At 65.5% G+C, this 16,596-nt stretch carries 18 protein-coding genes; 10 read left to right on the top strand and 8 right to left on the bottom strand.

The genetic code is table 11. The features are described from left to right. Nucleotides 1-54 precede the first annotated feature (54 nt). The 3 genes from pyrH to C489_RS07140 are packed head-to-tail and all read left to right on the top strand — an operon-like array spanning nucleotide 55 to nucleotide 4,391. Nucleotides 55-780, top strand: a complete 726-nt coding sequence (gene pyrH / locus C489_RS07150) for a UMP kinase (RefSeq protein ID WP_006430532.1) — start codon at nucleotides 55-57, stop codon at nucleotides 778-780. After that, entirely contained in the window at nucleotides 777-2,489 is a 1,713-nt protein-coding gene (gene lysS, locus C489_RS07145; RefSeq protein ID WP_006430531.1) for a lysine--tRNA ligase, read from the top strand. The genes pyrH and lysS overlap by 4 nt, the downstream gene beginning before the upstream one ends. 60 nt (nucleotides 2,490-2,549) lie before the next feature. Further along, nucleotides 2,550-4,391, top strand: coding sequence for a site-2 protease family protein (locus tag C489_RS07140; protein WP_006430530.1), 1,842 nt, complete (start codon nucleotides 2,550-2,552; stop codon nucleotides 4,389-4,391). A gap of 127 nt (nucleotides 4,392-4,518) precedes the next feature. Here the strand turns inward: C489_RS07140 and C489_RS07135 are convergent, their stop codons facing one another. Beyond that, entirely contained in the window at nucleotides 4,519-5,043 is a 525-nt protein-coding gene (locus tag C489_RS07135; protein WP_006430529.1) for a PadR family transcriptional regulator, read from the bottom strand. A 175-nt stretch (nucleotides 5,044-5,218) separates the two neighbouring features. Between C489_RS07135 and C489_RS07130 the strand changes: the two genes are divergently transcribed. Further along, entirely contained in the window at nucleotides 5,219-6,730 is a 1,512-nt protein-coding gene (locus C489_RS07130) for a heme-binding protein (RefSeq protein WP_006430528.1), read from the top strand. Between the two features lie 73 nt (nucleotides 6,731-6,803). Here the strand turns inward: C489_RS07130 and C489_RS07125 are convergent, their stop codons facing one another. The 3 genes from C489_RS07125 to C489_RS07115 form a co-directional block, all read right to left on the bottom strand. Then, nucleotides 6,804-6,992, bottom strand: a complete 189-nt coding sequence (locus C489_RS07125; RefSeq protein WP_006430527.1) for a hypothetical protein — start codon at nucleotides 6,990-6,992, stop codon at nucleotides 6,804-6,806. 361 nt (nucleotides 6,993-7,353) lie between these two features. Beyond that, the gene (locus C489_RS07120) at nucleotides 7,354-7,740 is read right to left on the bottom strand and encodes a DUF5611 family protein (RefSeq protein WP_006430526.1); all 387 of its coding nucleotides are present in this window, start codon (nucleotides 7,738-7,740) and stop codon (nucleotides 7,354-7,356) included. A 214-nt stretch (nucleotides 7,741-7,954) separates the two neighbouring features. Beyond that, nucleotides 7,955-9,058, bottom strand: a complete 1,104-nt coding sequence (locus C489_RS07115) for a DUF7093 family protein (protein ID WP_006430525.1) — start codon at nucleotides 9,056-9,058, stop codon at nucleotides 7,955-7,957. A gap of 201 nt (nucleotides 9,059-9,259) precedes the next feature. On the opposite strand from C489_RS07115, the gene C489_RS07110 reads away from it, so the two are divergent. Then, nucleotides 9,260-9,556, top strand: coding sequence for a DUF6432 family protein (locus tag C489_RS07110; protein ID WP_006430524.1), 297 nt, complete (start codon nucleotides 9,260-9,262; stop codon nucleotides 9,554-9,556). A gap of 39 nt (nucleotides 9,557-9,595) precedes the next feature. Then, nucleotides 9,596-10,723 (top strand): CAF17-like 4Fe-4S cluster assembly/insertion protein YgfZ, encoded by a 1,128-nt coding sequence (gene ygfZ, locus C489_RS07105; protein ID WP_006430523.1) that lies wholly within the window; start codon nucleotides 9,596-9,598, stop codon nucleotides 10,721-10,723. A gap of 45 nt (nucleotides 10,724-10,768) precedes the next feature. Here the strand turns inward: ygfZ and C489_RS07100 are convergent, their stop codons facing one another. The 3 genes from C489_RS07100 to C489_RS07090 form a co-directional block, all read right to left on the bottom strand. After that, the gene (locus C489_RS07100) at nucleotides 10,769-11,584 is read right to left on the bottom strand and encodes a TrmB family transcriptional regulator (protein ID WP_049890680.1); all 816 of its coding nucleotides are present in this window, start codon (nucleotides 11,582-11,584) and stop codon (nucleotides 10,769-10,771) included. A gap of 316 nt (nucleotides 11,585-11,900) precedes the next feature. Beyond that, nucleotides 11,901-12,095 carry a response regulator gene (locus C489_RS07095; RefSeq protein WP_006430521.1) on the bottom strand — a complete coding sequence of 65 codons (195 nt, stop codon included), beginning with the start codon at nucleotides 12,093-12,095 and terminating at the stop codon, nucleotides 11,901-11,903. A gap of 149 nt (nucleotides 12,096-12,244) precedes the next feature. Beyond that, entirely contained in the window at nucleotides 12,245-12,562 is a 318-nt protein-coding gene (locus C489_RS07090; protein WP_049890679.1) for a DUF7344 domain-containing protein, read from the bottom strand. A 153-nt stretch (nucleotides 12,563-12,715) separates the two neighbouring features. Between C489_RS07090 and pdhA the strand changes: the two genes are divergently transcribed. The 3 genes from pdhA (at nucleotide 12,716) to C489_RS07075 (ending at nucleotide 15,491) form a co-directional block, all read left to right on the top strand. Next, complete coding sequence (gene pdhA, locus C489_RS07085) at nucleotides 12,716-13,870, top strand: pyruvate dehydrogenase (acetyl-transferring) E1 component subunit alpha (RefSeq protein WP_006430519.1); 1,155 nt, start codon at nucleotides 12,716-12,718, stop codon at nucleotides 13,868-13,870. Between the two features lie 77 nt (nucleotides 13,871-13,947). Continuing rightward, nucleotides 13,948-14,451: a hypothetical protein gene (locus C489_RS07080; RefSeq protein WP_006430518.1), complete on the top strand. Its 504-nt coding sequence runs from the start codon at nucleotides 13,948-13,950 to the stop codon at nucleotides 14,449-14,451. A 197-nt stretch (nucleotides 14,452-14,648) separates the two neighbouring features. Beyond that, on the top strand, nucleotides 14,649-15,491 hold the full coding sequence (locus C489_RS07075; protein WP_239642039.1) for a helix-hairpin-helix domain-containing protein: 843 nt from the start codon (nucleotides 14,649-14,651) through the stop codon (nucleotides 15,489-15,491). A 9-nt stretch (nucleotides 15,492-15,500) separates the two neighbouring features. On the opposite strand, the gene C489_RS07070 is transcribed toward C489_RS07075, so the two are convergent. Beyond that, nucleotides 15,501-15,770: a hypothetical protein gene (locus C489_RS07070; RefSeq protein WP_006430516.1), complete on the bottom strand. Its 270-nt coding sequence runs from the start codon at nucleotides 15,768-15,770 to the stop codon at nucleotides 15,501-15,503. Nucleotides 15,771-15,924: 154 nt separating this feature from the next. Here C489_RS07070 and C489_RS07065 point away from each other — a divergent pair, with 154 nt between their 5' ends. Then, complete coding sequence (locus tag C489_RS07065) at nucleotides 15,925-16,569, top strand: metallophosphoesterase family protein (protein ID WP_006430515.1); 645 nt, start codon at nucleotides 15,925-15,927, stop codon at nucleotides 16,567-16,569. Nucleotides 16,570-16,596 lie beyond the last annotated feature (27 nt).

Below are 16,596 nucleotides of genomic sequence, written 5' to 3'. Positions count from 1 at the left end.
CCATCCGGGCAGTTGACAACCCTTAAGATAGCAACTCCGCTACACCGGGGTAGTATGAAAGTGGTCGTCTCTATCGGCGGCAGCGTCCTCGTCCCCGAGCCCGGGGCGGACCGGGTGGCCGAGCACGCAGCCGTCATCGAAGACCTCATTTCGGAGGGGTGTCGGATCGGTGCCGTCGTCGGGGGCGGCGGCGTCGCTCGCGAGTACATCGGGGCCGCTCGAGACCTCGGGGCGAACGAAATCGAACTCGATCAGTTGGGGATCGACGTGACGCGACTCAACGCCCGGCTGCTGATCGCCGCGCTGAGCGAGGAGTCCGTGACCGCGCCCGCACTCGACTACGAGGAGGCCAGCGAGGCGCTCCGGCGGGACGACATCTGCATCATGGGCGGCGTCGCGCCGGCCCAGACCACCGACGCTGTCGGGGCCGCGCTGGCGGAGTACATCGACGCCGACCTGCTCGTCTACGCCACGAGCGTCCCCGGCGTCTACAGCGCCGATCCCAACGAGGACGACGACGCGACCAAGTACGACAGCCTCTCGGCCGCGGACCTGGTCGACGCCATCGCCGGGCTCGAGATGAACGCCGGCGCGTCCGCGCCCGTGGACCTGCTGGCGGCGAAGATCATCGAGCGCTCGGGGATGCGAACGATCGTCCTCGACGGCACGGACCCCGACCGGATCGCCCGCGCGGTTCGCCACGGCGACCACGAGGGCACTGATATCGTCCCCGAAGGCGCTGGCGCGGAACCGACCTACTGGGCGAGCGACGAACGATGAGCGCCGACGACGACGCGGATGGAGACGCGGCAGACACGCCGGAGTCGGACGCGATCAGTCCCTACACGCTCCAGAGCGAGGAAGCTAGCGAGACGCGCCACGCGTTCTGGGCGGATACGGTCGCGGACCGCATCGAGGACCGCAACCCCGAGGAGCCGATCGTCATCAAGGGCGGCATCTCGCCGTCGGGCGTTCCCCACCTGGGCAACGTCAACGAGATCATGCGCGGCTACTTCGTCGCCGAAGTGCTGCGCGACCGGGGTCACGAGGTCAGGCAGGTCTTCACCGCCGACGACCGCGACCCGCTCCGCGGACTGCCCCGCACGCTCTGTGACCTCGAGGGGAACCTCGTCGATCTCGGCGAGGTCGACGCCGGCGCGCTCGGCCGCAACCTCGGCGCACCCTACACGGACATTCCGGACCCCTTCGGCTGCTGTGACTCCTACGGCGACCACTTCGCGACCATCATTCAGGACAGCGCCGACGCCCTCGACGTGCCGATCGAACTGGTCTCGAACACCGACTGCTACGAGTCCGGCGAGTTCGAGGACGTGACTCGGTTCGTCCTCGAGCACCGGGATCGGGCGCGCGAGGTCCTCTCGAAGTATCAGGACAAGGTCGACGTAAACGGCGAGTACGTGCCGTTCAACCCGATCTGCGAGGAGTGTGGCAAGATCACGGAGACGGTGACGAGCGTCGATCTGGACGGGGACACGGCGACCGTCGACTACGAGTGTACCGACATGGACGCCGGCGACCAGACGATCGACGGCTGTGGCCACGAGGGTACCGCGACGCTACGGGAAGGCAAACTCCCGTGGCGCTTCGAGTGGCCCGCCCAGTGGCAGCTCCTCGGCGTCGACTTCGAGCCCTTCGGCAAGGACCACGCCGAGGGCTCCTGGCCCAGCGGCCAAGACGTCGCCCGCAACGTCCTCGAGATCGAACCCCCGGTACCGATGGTCTACGAGTGGTTCACCCTCGATGGCGAGCCCTTCTCCTCCTCCGCGGGCAACGTGATCCTGGTCTCGGATGTCCTCGAGTTGCTCGAGCCCGAGGTACTGCGCTATTTCTTTGCGAAGGATCCCGTGAAGGCCCGGGACTTCAGCATCGAACGCCTCGACCAACTGGTCGACGAGTTCGACCGGCTCGAGGCGACCTACTTCGGCGAGGTCGACGCGAGCGAGGACGAACAGGCCTTCGCCGAGCGGGTCTACCCGTTCGTCGTCGAGGAGCCGCGCGAAGAGCGGATTCGACTGCCCTACACCTTCGCCGCGGTGCTCGGGATGACCGACGACCCCGACCTGCGCGAGGAGATCGCCCGGCGGGAGGGCCACATTCCCGAAGACGCCCCGGAGTGGGCCGTCGAAGGGGCGCTCGAGCGCGTCGAGCAGGCGCGCAACTGGGCGCGACGAACCGGCAACGAGTTCGATTACGAACTCAAGCGCACCGAGATTCCGGCACACGACTTCGACGCGGACACCGAAGCCGCGCTGGCCGAACTCGCCGATTTCATCGATGCGGGCCACGATCCCGAGGATATTCAGGGCGAGATCTACGAGACGGCAAGACGCCACGACGTCGACGTCGGCGACTTCTTCGCGGCGGGCTACCGGCTGTTCTTCGACGAAGAGCAGGGGCCGAAGCTCGGGCCGTTCCTCGCGAAGGTCGATCGGGAGTTCGTCGTCGGGCGACTCCGGCGAGAACGCTGACGACGCCGACCAGTCCGATAGACAAAAGTCATTTGAGAACGCCGCCCGGAGAGGGTAACGATGGATCACGGTTCCTTCGCTGTCGTCTCGCCGCCCGCAATCTACGGCTCGGAACTCCTCACGTGGGTTCTGCTCGGGCTCCTCCTCTACTGGCTCGCGGTCGTCGGGCTCCGAAACGGCGGGTATCTCCCCGACTACATCGGAACGCAGGGGCCGATTCTCACGTTCCACACGAAACGCGGGCGGGCGCTGCTCGACCGGCTTGCACGGCCGAAACGGTTCTGGCGAGCGTGGTCGAACTTCGGCGTCGGCATCGCGCTCGTCGTGATGATCAGCATGTTCGCCGTGCTGATCCGCGTGGCGATGGTCGCGCTTACCTCACCGCAACCGGCGGGGTCCGCCGCCAGACAGCCTCACAACGTTCTCGTCATCCCCGGGGTCAACGACTTTCTGCCGCTGTCGGCCACGCCCGGCATCGTCTTCGGGTTACTCGTCGGCCTCGTCGTCCACGAGGGGGGCCACGGCCTGCTCTGTCGGGTGGAGGACATCGATATCGACTCGATGGGGGTCGCGATGCTCGCGATCCTCCCCGTCGGCGCGTTCGTCGAACCCGATCAAGAGAGTAGCAAATCGGCCTCCCGTGGCGGTCAGACGCGGATGTTTGCCGCCGGCGTCACGAACAACTTCGCGATCACGCTGCTTGCCTTCGCCCTGCTGTTCGGGCCGATCGTCGGCGCGATCGGCGTCGCACCCGGTGCCGCGGTCGGCGGCGTCGCGGAGGATTCCCCGGCCGCAGACGCGGGAATCGAGCCGAACGATCGCATCACGGCGATCAACGGCACCGCGGTCGAGGGCAACGACGATCTCGCGGATCGGCTCGAGGCGACCGGGGGCGAGCAGGTCTCCGTCGAACTCAACGGCGAGGAGACGATCCCTGTCGATCGGTCGCTGCTCGTGACCGCGGCGATGGAGAACGGACCGACTGAACTCGCTGCCGGCGACAAAATCCGCGCGGTCGACGGCCAGCAGGTTGCGACCGAACGCGGCTTCGAAGACGCCGTCGGTGACAGCGAGCGAGTCACGCTGACGATCGATCCCGCGAACGGCGACGAGCGGACCGAGCGCGAGGTGACGATCGGCGCGGCGGTTTCGGTCGCCGACGACGGCCCGCTCGAACGCGAGACCGGCCCGACCGACGAAACGTTCGTCATCACCCGGTTCGACGGCGAGCGAGTCCACGAGTACGACGACCTCGCGGCCATGCTCGAGGACAGCGAACCCGACCAGCAGGTCGAGGTAGCGGGCTACTTCGGCGACGAACGCGAGGCGTACACCGTCACGCTCGACGAGCATCCTCGAGCGGATACCGGGTTCCTCGGGATTCAAGGACAGCGAGGGATGTCGGGAATCGAGGTGAGTGATCTCGGCGTCCAACTCTATCCCGCAGACGAGTATCTGGGACTGCTGGGCGGTGACGGCGAGACCCGGTTCGGGCCGATCACCGACTCCTTCCTCGGCAAGATCGCGATCGCGCTCATGCTGCCGGTCATTGGCGTCAGCGGTGCGATGCCGTTCAATTTCGCCGGCTTCACGGGCGGGATTCAGAACTTCTACGAAGCGCAGGGGATGCTCGGCGCGTTCGGCGACGGGACCGTCTTCGTCCTCGCGAACCTGCTGTTCTGGACCGGCTGGATCAACGTCCAGCTCGGCTTCTTCAACTGCATTCCGGCGTTCCCGCTCGACGGCGGCCACATCCTCCGGACGAGCACCGAGGCGATCGTCTCCCGGTTACCGGTCGACGCGACCCGCGGAATGGTCCGGCTGGTGACGACCGCGATCGGCGTGACGATGCTCGTGAGCTTCCTGCTCTTGCTGTTCGGGCCGCAACTGCTCGGGAACTGATCGAGCCCGAACCGGAATCCGGCTCGAGGCCGGTGTTTTTGTGCCGTATCCGGTACGGTTGCTCGGTCCGAGCGCGGCAGAACTAGTCCGGTCGTCCGCACGCACCTGAGAGGGTCGGTCTATCGGGTCAGTCGTCCGTGTCGACGCCGTGGCGCTCGTAGAACTCCTCGGCCGTCTCGTCGATCCGGTCGAACTCGGTATCGAAGTAGTGTTCGTAGTGGCGGACGACCTGTTCGACGACCCAGCGGCTGAACTCTTCGTCGAAGTGCCACTCGCCGTCCAGCTCCGGGATCTCGAACCGGTCGTCCGTCGAGAACGCCGCGTAGACGTGGAAGAAACCCAGGATCACGTCGGCGAAGTCCCGAGCCTTCTCCGACCCGCTCTCGCGGCGCTCCTCGAGTTCGGCCTGCCCTTCGGCGGTGAGTTCGAAGTACTTCCGGTCCGGTTCGTCCGCACGCTCGATGCGTTCGGCCCACCCCTTCTCCTCGAACTTGTAGAGGATCGGGTAGACCGAGCCGTAGGAGGGTTCCCAGTGACCGCCGCTGATGTCCCGAATTTCCTTGAGAATCTCGTAGCCGTAGCGTGGCTTCTCCTCGAGAAGTTCGAGGACGAGATAGGCGATGAGTCCCTTCGGCGGCCCGCTTTTCCGCATATATCTCGAGAGTTAAACGGGTGGACGTAAAGCGTTTCGGTCGCGTCCGAAACCGTCGAACTGGTCGCCGAGAGCGGTGAATTCGGCGCGCTCTTGCTGGGGACCGACGCGGCGGAGCGAAGAGAACAGAGCGGAAACCCGGCCCTTCTTAGCGTCCCCGTCCCAACCCTCGTTTATGGAACGACGGCGACCGCCACAGACGGAGGAAGGCTGGTACGTTCTGCACGACTTCCGGTCGATCGACTGGGACGCCTGGCGAGGTGCTCCCGAGCGGCGACGCTCGCAGGCGATCGACGAGGGTATCGACTACCTCGCGTCCTGCGAGGCCGTCGACAACGCCGACGCGGGCGAGTCGGCCACGTTCTCGGTGCTCGGCCACAAGGCCGACCTGCTCGTGCTCCACCTGCGGCCGACGCTCGACGACATCGACACCCTCGAGCGGCGGTTCGAACACACCGCCCTCGCCGAGTTCACCGAACGGGCCGACTCCTATCTCTCGGTGACGGAGGTCTCGGGCTACATGTCCGAGGACTACTTCGACGAGGACGCGGAGGTCGAGGACACGGGCCTCGAGCGCTACATCGAATCGCGGCTCAAGCCGGAGATTCCCGACAGCGAGTTCCTCAGCTTCTACCCGATGAGCAAGCGCCGCGGTCCCGACCACAACTGGTACGAACTCCCCTTCGACGAGCGAGCCGACTACCTCGCGAACCACGGCGAGATCGGCAAGGACTACGCCGGCCGGGTCACTCAGATCATCTCCGGCAGCGTCGGCCTCGACGACTTCGAGTGGGGGATCACCCTGTTCGGCGACGATCCGACCGACGTGAAGGAACTGCTCTACGAGATGCGTTTCGATCCCTCGAGTTCCCGCTTCGCCGAGTTCGGTCGATTCCTCTCGGCCCGCCGGTTCCCGCCGGCAAACCTCGGGGCGTTCCTCGCGGGCGAATCGGTCCCGCAGGAAGGCGGCGCGGACCACGGACACGGCCACTCACACGGGGGCGGCGACTCCGAGGGCCACCACGGCGACTCCGGCGACCATCACCACGGCGGTGACGGCGAGTCGGACGGCCACGGCGACGACGAAGACGAGGACCTCCGCAGCGAACTCGAGGATATCGGCGTCTATGCCGGTCAACCCCACGGCGAGGACGTCCACGCAGTCGTCCTTTACTCCGCGGCCGACGCCGACGAGCTGTTCGAGGAGGTCGACGGATTGCGGGAGAACTTCGATCACTACGATACGCACGTGAAGACGGCCGTCTACGAGCCGCGAGCGGGCGGCGACGACGCCGAAGCCGCAGTCGTCAGTCTCTGGGACACCGAACGCGCCGCGAGCACGGCCGCCGGCTTCCTCGCCGACCTCCCCGATATCGTCCGGCAGGCGGGCGACGACGAGGGCGACTCCTGGGGGACGATGGGGATGTTCTACACCGTCGAACCCGAACACCGAACCGACTTCGTCGACACCTTCGGCGACGTCGCCGGCATCCTCGCCGACATGGACGGCCACCGGAAGACCGACCTCTTGGAAAACCTCGAGGACGAAAACGACATGTTCATCGCCAGCCGGTGGGACTCCCGCGAGGACGCCATGGCGTTCTTCCGCAGCGACGCGTTCTCCGAGACCGTCGAGTTCGGCCGCGACGTGCTGGCTGAGCGGCCCCGACACGTCTTCCTCGCGTAGAATAAAGCAGATTTTCGCTTCGGCTCGAGGCCTGACGACATCGGAATCGCCTCGACGCAGACGAGACCCGATTTTAGCGCCCGTCAGAATCGGTCGATTCGTCGTAGAAGAAGTAGGCCGCGATGCCGGCCAGTCCGAGCGCGAGCGTTACGAACGGCCACTTGCCGGCGTCGCGCTCGGTCATGAACGCGTGAGCAGTCACGAAGATCGCGAATCCGACGTGGGCGGCCAGCGTCGCGGCGAGAAACGCCTGTGTGTCCATCGGTCGAGAGATTCGACGCTGCGATAAAAGCCGTTTCGAAGCGGTTCGCAGTCCACAGCAGGCCGTGGCCGAGAAGCCGGCTCACCGCATCCGCGGTGAGTCGGCTGACCCGGGGAAGGGCAGGCCCTCCACCGAACCCGCCGTGAGCGAAGCGAGCGGGCCGACGACCGACCCGGAGAGCGCGGCGCTTCGCGCCGCGTCACAGCGAGCGGCCAAAGGCCGCGAGCCAGGGGAGGGAGGAGTGCTTTTGATCGAAACTGAGCGGGATCTTCGATCCCGCGAGGTCCAAAAGAGCGCTTCGCGCTCTTTTGAAGATTTTGCCGAGGGCGCGGCTCCGCCGCGCCCGCAGGGAAAAATTTCGTTAGTCGAAGTCGTGATCCGGATCGTCTTCGACCGTCCGCTTCATCGAGTCACGACGGGACTTGGCGTCGCGACCGGTCGCCTCGAGCAGGAAGTCGTTTTTCGCGTCGACGGCTTCGCCGGCGGCCTCGAGTTCGTCGGGGCCGAGTTCGGTGGGGTCGCGCTCGTAGAATTCGACGGCGAGTTTGTCCTTCTTGCCGGAGTACTCGACGGTCCCGACGACGACTTTCTCGAAGACGGGGTTGTCGGGCTCGCCGATGACGAAGAGGTCGCTGCCCTTGTACTCCTGCGTTTCGGAGATGGGGCCGAAGTAGTCCACGACGGTCGACTCCATATCGGGAATTCGCTCCTCGAGATATTCACCGCGACGCATCTTGTACTCCTTCATAGCTCGAAGAAACACGGCGGAGTGTTTACCTCTTTTCATACCCGACGTTTCGGGTGTCTGATTGGTCCTCGAGTGTGGAGACCGCGGCTATCGCGGGACGCCGATGGGTCGGATCGAGCGATCGGTCGCCGGCCGATCGCGCCTCGAGTGGCCAGGACTCGGGAGCGGCAAGCAGCGAGCAAACCAGGGGCGAGGACGGCCGCGTGGGTCGGCGTTAGCGCTGTCGCTCGCGCTCGCTGAGATAGCCTTTCCGGCAGTCGGGGCAGATGTCGCCGGTGCGAAGCGAGCCGCGGTCGCCGGCGGCGACGTAGTCACACCGCGGGCAGTAGAATTCGGTCGGAACGTCGCCGGCGGGCGCACCGCCGCTTTCGGCGGGCGTCGGCGCGGACGCGGCTCGCTCGATACCGGTCCCCGAATCCGCGTCGGGATCGGAATCGACGTCGGCGTCGACCTGATCGGCGGCCGGGGGTTCGGCCGTCACCGATCGGGCGTCGGTCGCGGCCGCGGCGGTGCCGTCGGTGGTATCGTCGCCGGCGGCTCCGACGGCGCTCGTCGGGCCGTCGTCATCGAGGAGAATAGCATCGTCGTCGACCTCGGCCGGGTTTGCGTCCGTGGCTTCGACGGCGGACTCGGCCTCGGAATCGGTCTCGACAGGGTCGTCCGGCCAGTCGGCGGGCGTCGATTCCGCGCCGACCGGCGGGCCGACGTCGCTCGAGTCGGGCCACTCGCCGTGGTCGCGGTCCCGGTCTCGGTCGGCCGACGGCTCGTCGTCCTCGAGGATTTCGCCGTCGTCGGTGACGGGTTCGCCGTTCTCGTCGGTCGGGAGGTCGATCTCGTCCGCGTCGGCGGTGGCATCGGCCGCCGCCACATCGGCGTCCGCTGCGGTCGGCTCCGGCTCGGCCGCGTTCGGGGACGGGTCCGGCTGCGGTGTCTCCGTCTCGTCGGCGTCCGAAGCGGTGTCGTCGGCGTCGATGAATTCGGCGTCGTCGCCGTCGGACAGCTCGATGCCGTCGTCTGCATCGGCGTCGGTGAAGCCGGCGTCCGCGTCGGGCTCGCCGGCGGCCGCATCGTCGGGGGCGTCGACTGGTGGTTCGGGCGGTTCGGTCTCGGGCTCGTCGGGCAACGAGTCGCGGGTGTCCGTCCCAGCGGTGAGGCTGGTCACTTCGGTGTTCTCGCTGATGACGGATCGCTCGCCACAGCGGACACACTCTTCGTACTCCTGGACGGTTACGACGACTTCACTGCCCCGTTCTTCGCGCTCGCGTTCGATTTCGGACTCGCCGAAATCGTGTCCGAGCAGCGAACATCGCAGGACCATTGTCCCACCGTACCGAGCCATCCCATAAAAAACGTGCTGCCTGTTCGTCACAGTTTTGTGACAGTCATGCGGTCGGAGGAGGGCGCGACTCGAGGCGACTTGGGACCGATTCCCAGCGAGAGCCGATCGGACTCGCGGGGACCCGCACGGCGTGGGTAGAACGGCAAACGTCAAATCCCGGGTTGTCGAATAGGAATACAGATGAGAGCAAAGCGGGAGTACCGGAACCGGGAGCGAACCGAGGTGGCGGTACTCGATGCGCTGGTCGACCGCGTCGACGACGGGATGACCGTCTTCGAACTCCGCGCGGCCGTCGAGGTCGATATCGACGAACTCGAGGAGGCTCTGTCGACGCTCAAGGAGGATAACCTGATCGTCGTCGACTCGGGCTCGGAGACGGTGATCAAGCCCGCCGAGCGGGTCGTTCCCGACGAGCCGGCGGACGAGGACGGGGAACAATCGATCGGGGAGTGGCTCCGCGAGCGGATCCCTTTTTGAATCGAAACGCCTGATACGCTCAGGCCCCAGGGAGTACGCATGAGTGTCATCGAGTCCATCCACGAAGACCACGGGGCCACGTTCGGCGAGCGCGCCGACCGGCGAGTCGTCGAACACTACGGCCGACCCGAGCGAACCCACCGGGCGGTCCGCAACGGCGTCGGGCTGCTCGAGTCGGCCTACGGCGTGCTCGTCGTGGAGGGCGACGACCGCGTCGAGTACGTCGATAACGTCGTCACGAATCGCGTCCCAGCCGAAGACGGACAGGGCTGTTACGCGCTCGTACTCGACCCCCAAGGCGGGATCGAGGTGGAACTGTACGTCTACAACGCGGGCGAGCGACTCCTGCTTTTCACCCAGCCCGAGACCGCCGAGCCGCTGGCCGAGGAGTGGTCCGAGAAGGTATTCATTCAGGACGTTGACATCCGCGTCGCGACCGACGACTACGCGGTCTTCGGCATTCACGGCCCGCAGGCCACCGAGAAGATCGCGAGCGTCCTCAACGGTGCCGGCTCGCCGGACACGCGCTACTCGTTCGTCCGCGGGACGATGGGCGACGAGGGCGTCTCGGTCATCCGCACCGACGCGCTCACCGGCGAGGAGAGTTACGAGGTGATCTGTGCTGCCGACGACGCCGCAGCCGTCCACGACACGCTACTCAATCAGGGGCTCAACGCCGCCCCCTTCGGCTATCAGGCGCTCGAGAGCCTCGCGCTCGAGGCCGGATCGCCGCTCTTTCACACCGAACTCGAGGGCGAGCTGCCGAACGTACTTGGCCTGCGGAACGCGCTCGACTTCGAGAAGGGCTGTTACGTCGGACAGGAGGTCGTCTCCCGGGTCGAGAACCGCGGCCAGCCGAGCCGGCGACTCGTCGGGCTCACCCTCGAGCGGGAGGGAGCAGATGGCGAAGACGACGAGGGCGATGATCGACCGGTCCCCGAGTCCGGCGCGGCCGTCTTCGACGGCGACGCGTCGGTCGGTGAGATAACCCGTGCGGGGGCAAGCCCGATGCTCGGCGAGGTCATTGCACTCGCGGTCGTCGACTACGACCTCGAGAGCGACGGACTGACGGTCCGGATCGGCGGCGAAGAAGTGGCCGCGACCCGCACCGAACTGCCGTTCGTCGCGGGGTCGGATCGATCCGACCGGCTGCCGGACTATCAATAGGCCCCATCAGTCCGTTCAGACCGGCTGTGTCTCTCCGCACCCGAGTCAGCTCCCGGGGTCCTCGATCTCGGGCAATCCCGCGGTCACCAACCGGCGAAGCAGGACGACGATCCCGTTCTCGAGGCCGCGGGCGAAGACCGCCTGCTCTTTTGCCGGTCCGTCGGCGGCATCCGGGTAGTACGAACCGATCAGGAGCGTCTCGCGATCGATCAGCAGGATGCGACTGATCGCGACCTCGTCGTTGATCTCGCGGCCGGTGAGCCAGTCGAGGCCGGTTTCGAACACGTGAGTGGTGGAGAGTTCCGTCCCGAGCGTCCCCGTGATCGCGTCCGTTTGCCCGCCGAGAACGATCGAGACTGCTCGATCGTTCGCCGCTCGCAAGCTGTCGAACAGCGCCTCGGAGAGGATGTCCTCGTCGACGACGAGCAGCGCGACTTCCGAGTCCGCCTCGTCGATGAGCTCGAGCGTTCGCGACTCGATCGCTTCGTGCCCGCTGAGCGACCAGACCTCCTGGACCTGCTCGTTCTCCTCAGTGTCCTGGATGTCCGTGTTCTTGAGATGCGTCTCGAGCGTTTCGATCCGATTGGTGTACTTCTGTTGGAGGGTCTGTGTCGCCTCTTCGATGTCGACGGCGCGATACACCTGCGGACTCGTGTGCTGGACCTCGACCAGCCCCTGTGATTCCAGCACCCGAATCGCATCGTACACCCTCGTCCGGGGCACCTCGGAGATCTCGTGAATCTCCTTCGCCGTTCCGCTGGGAAGTTTGTTCAACGCTATAAAACAGCGTGCTTCGTACTCCTGTAGCCCGAGGTCCTGCAACAGGCTAATCGCCTCTCTGGTAGTATCGTCTCCTGTCATGGCCCAACCACGAATTCGGATATCCGAACACACAGAGTAGAGCGCGGGGATGGAAAAGGATTCGTGTCGTAGTCCATTGCCACCAGTCGACACTGACGAGTCTCTCCCTGTGAGTCTCTCGTTCACTCAGATCATCACACAAGCTACTTGAGGATACGTTTGGTATGAGGGAGTGGCGAGTCCCGCTTGGCCCAACCACGATGGGGCTCGTCGTTTCAATTCCTCCAGCGGTAGCTGTACCGGGTTCGATACGGCCGATTACATGTGGGCCTGCTGATGAAACGGACCGGACAGCGACGAGAGAAGCGGACAGCGGTTACGACGATGTCGGCGGGAGTCGTGCGTGCTCGAACCGGAAGGCCTCGAATGCCTCGACAAGCCGAACGGATTCCTCGAGCGTCGTCGGCTTCGTCACGGAGGCGTTCGCGTGGGTTCGATACCAGATGGCGATATCCGCGCTCGTGTCGGGCCTCGTCAGGAAGATAACCGGAAGGCTCGGGAGCTGCGGCACGTCTCCGATCGCATCTAAGATTTCGCGTCCCCTTCCGCTGGAGAGGGTCAGATCCAGCGAGACGAGATCCGGTCAGGGCGACGACTCGCGGCGGCCCCGCTGTATCAGAATGGGGATAGCGGAACGGGGGCGACCGCAGGGCACGTGTCTCAGCTGCTATCGACGGGCAACGTCTCGCGGTTGTTCCGAAGCAGTTCCAAGGCCGGTCTGATCTCCTCGAATCTGACCCCCGCTTCCACGGTATTCGCCTCCGGATTCCAGTCGACGAAACCGAACTCGTCTAACTTCGGGAGATGAACGTGCTGTCGTTTGAGCACACTGTCGGCCCCGTCACCGGTCGAGTTCGGCGGGATATCGAGAGAGATCGGGTCGGCTTCCAACGACCGTCGGTCCATGAGATCGAATAAGATCCGTCGTCGTTGGTCGTTCGCTAATGCTTCAAATAAAATATCAACCACCTGTGTCATATGTATACAATAATTGTATAGTAACAGTATTGAAGCCCGACCATTTTCACGACGACTATGTGTTTTGATTAACTGAGTGAAGGCGTCCTAGGTGGGCGTGAGAAGCGGCTGTACTCGTCACACGGTATCAATTCTCACTTGAGAGCTACTGTTATGTATCACGACACCATCGATACGGCCGTGTCACGCGATACCCTCGAGCGCGATCTGTTCGATCGAGCGCCGGACGATCGAATCCGAGTGCTCGACGCCGACGGGACGGTCGTCGCCCCCGAGTTAGAGCCGGCTCTCGAGGCGGAGACCCTACGGTCGATGTACCGGGACATGCGATTCTCCCGGCGGTTCGACGAGCGGATGATCAGTCTGCAGCGGCAGGGCCGGCTGGGAACGTACTCCTCGCTGGCCGGCCAAGAGGGGTCCCAGATCGGCTCGACGTACGCGCTGGCCGACGACGACCTGCTCTCCTTTCAGTACCGAGAACACGGGACGCTGGCGGCGCGGGGACTCCCGTGGGAGTACCTGCTGTACTGGATGGGCCACGAGGACGGCAACGCCGCGCTGGCCGACATCGAGGTCTTCCCGCTGAATATCTCGATCGCCAGCCACCTGCCCCACGCGGTGGGTTGGTCGTGGGCGGCGAAACTGAACGGCGACGAGCGCGCGAGCGTCGTCCACTTCGGCGACGGCTCGACCTCCGAGGGGGATTTCCACGAGGCGCTGAACTTCGCCGGCGTGTTCGATACGCCGAACATTTTCTTCTGTAACAACAACCAGTGGGCCATCTCCGTGCCGCGGGAGCGCCAGACGGCAAGCGCCACGATCGCACAGAAAGCCCACGCCTACGGCTTCGAGGGGGTGCAGGTCGACGGCATGGACCCGCTCGCGACCTACGTCGTCACGGCGGCCGCACGGGAGAAAGCGGTCGCCGGCGATGACGACCGACCGCGGCCGACGCTGATCGAGGCGGTCCAGTATCGCTACGGCGCGCACACGACGGCCGACGATCCCAGCGTCTACCGCGACGACGAGGAGGTCGAGCAGTGGCGCGAGAAAGACCCCATCGATCGGTTCGAAGCCTACCTGCGAAACGAGGGGGTTCTCGAGGACGACCGAATCGAGACGATCGAGACCGAGATCGAGGAGACGCTCGCGACGCTGATCGAGCGCGCCGAGGGCGTCGAGGGAGACCCCAGCGAGCTGTTCGAGTACACCTACGCGGAACCGACCCCGCGACTCGAGGCCCAGCGCGAGTATCTCGCGGCCCTGCGGGAGACCCACGGCGACGAGGCGTTACTCGAAGACGAGTGAGTCTCGAGGCGAGCATATAATGGCAACAGTGGGACAGGCAAACGACTACGCGGGCCTCGCCGCGAGGTCCAGTCGATATGCAACTCGAGCAGTCGTCTCAGGCAACGGAGGCGACGTGGAGCGGGACGGTACCGAGTGCGGTCGACGGGCGCGTGCTCGGACTGGTCGCCGTGACGGCCGGCCTCGCGGCGTCGATAAACGTTCCCTACGGCGGGCTCCCGATGGCGGCCGCCGCGTTCGCGCTCCTGACCGGCTGCGGTGTCGCACTTCACCTGCTCGGCGAACGGAAACTCCGCCGGCTCACCGACGACCTCGTCGAGCGCTGGGACGCGGCCGGCGGGCAAATCGAGGACGTCACGCGGTCGTCGACCGGTATGCGGACCGAGTGGCGAGTCCACACCCCCGACGGCGAGATCGTCATCGGCGGCATCGCGCTGGTCCCGATCGCCCGGCTGTCAGTCGAGTGGCAGGGCATCGGCGATACGATCGACGCGAGCGAGGCCGAGGCGAACATCGACCGCCTCGCCGAGAGCCTCTACCGCGAAATCTTCGAGATCGGCTCGGCGACCCAGCAGGCGTAGTCGCGCCCGATCCGCCGTCTTCCGCGTTTCCGGGCCGGTACTCCACCGAGCCCACGACCTCACTCGAACAGTTCCCCGTGGCGCTGTGCCGGATCCACGTCCCCTCCGATATCTACCCCCTTCTGACACCATTCAGAACCATCTAATGGTGTGCAAGCTCGAGACTTATGCCCAGTCGAGTCGAACTCGCAGTTGAAATGAGTCAGTCAGAATCCCCAATCCGGACGATGTTCGACGTACAACGAACGGCGATCAAACAGAGCCAACAGCTATTCGAGCAGGGGCTGGCGGCCCAGCGCAACGTGGACGCGATGGCGCTGACCGGGCTCGAGGGCCAGGCGTCGCTCCAGCGCCAGCAACTCGAGTTCGCACAGGCGGCGAGTCACGGCTACGTCAGCGCGGCGGCGGCGCTGCTGCCGAGCGATGACACCGAAGCCCACCGCGCCATCGACGAGACGTTCGACCAGCTGAAAGCGACGCACGCGGAGTTCTACGACGCGCTCGAGCGCGACCTCGAGCGAGATCTCAACGCCGCGACCGGGCTCGCCGAGGACGTCGAGACGGCCCTCGACGAACAGACCGAGCAGTTCCTCGAACTCACAGCGTCGATCGAGGAGCAGACGGTCGAGAATGTCGACGAGTTCTCGAGTCGGCTCGATGAGCAACTCGAACGGACCCGCGAGCTACAGACGCGACTCGCGGACCAACTCGAGCGCCAGACCGACGACATCGAGGCGCTCCTCGAGCAGCAGGCCGACCAAATTGAGACGTTCCAGCAGCAACTCGCCGAACAGACCGAGACGGGGCTCCAGCAGATCCCGGTACAGGGACGGGACGAGCCACACACGAAGATCGAGACTGATCCGGAACACACGCTCGAGGCGATCGAGGGCATCGACGCGGACGTCCGCGAGGAGCTCGCGGACGCCGGTATCGCGACGATCGACGACCTCACGCGCGCCGGTGCCGACGCCGTCGCCGAAGCTACGGATATCTCGGAAGATCGGGCCACAGAGTGGATCGAGCAGGCCGAAGCCTAAGCCGCCCGCTCAGGATTTGATTTTCTCGACGATTTCGCGGGCCTGTTCTTTCGCTTTGTCCTCACCGACGTGTTTCTCGATCAGGACGCTGGTGACCTCCCAGTCGTCGTCTCCTTCGACCTTTCCGGTACGGACCTCGCTGCCCTCGGAGACGGACTCCGCCGGCTGCTCCGCCCAGTCGGGCGTTCGGATCTCGTCGTACCGATCCGGATCGCGGAACCGAACGTGGGTGTACTCGTCTTCCGTTTCGACCGCGTCGACGTCGGGTGTCTCGGCCATACGCGAGGCTCCGCCGGCGACAGTGCTAAATCACGTCCTTGAATGTGCGGAACCGTCGGCGTCCTGTCCGAACGGCGTCGTCCACCCCGGCCCAAACACGACGGGCCACAACAGTCGGCGCGGGAACTATCCGGACCGACGCCGTACCGATCGTATGCTCGTCCTCGGCGACGCCCACGCGTCGGACCCCGACCGGTGTGAGACCCTGCTCGAGTGCTACCGAACCCTCGAGCCCGATCGGGTACTCCAACTCGGCGACCTCGAGCGGTACGACTTGCCGGCCCCGACGTGGTTCATCGCGGGCAACAACGAGGACTTCGACGTGATCGAGGCGCTACGGGCGGGCGAGGACCCCGGGGAACCGACCACGGTCCACCTCCTCGCGAGCACGGCGGCGACGGTCGACGGCCTGCGCATCGCCGGTCTCTCGGGGAACTTCGCCCCGACGCGATACGACCTGTCCCGGGACGAACTCTCGGGCGAGCGCCGCCGTCACTTCACCCACGAGGACGTCGACCGGGCCGCCGCCCTCGAGGACATCGACGTCTTCCTCGCACACGAGGCCCCGACCGGGCTGCTTTCCTACGGTTACGATCCCGGCTGCGAGCACATCAACGATCTGCTCGGGGCGATGTCGCCCGAGCTCTGTCTGGTCGGCCATCACCATCGCCACCGCGAGGCCGAAATCGCGGGCACCCGCGTCGTCAGTCTCGCCCCCGCGTGGGAACGCTACTACACGCTCGATCCGGACACGCTGGCGCTTGAAAGTCACGAACACGACTTGTCGGGAGACAACTGAAAACGCGACTGCAACGAAAATACCGGA

The organism is Natrinema versiforme JCM 10478, assembly GCF_000337195.1.
GTDB classification, from domain to species: domain Archaea; phylum Halobacteriota; class Halobacteria; order Halobacteriales; family Natrialbaceae; genus Natrinema; species Natrinema versiforme.
The sequence above is the reverse complement of the archived record's forward strand: the minus strand, read 5'-3'. Positions and strand labels throughout refer to the sequence as shown.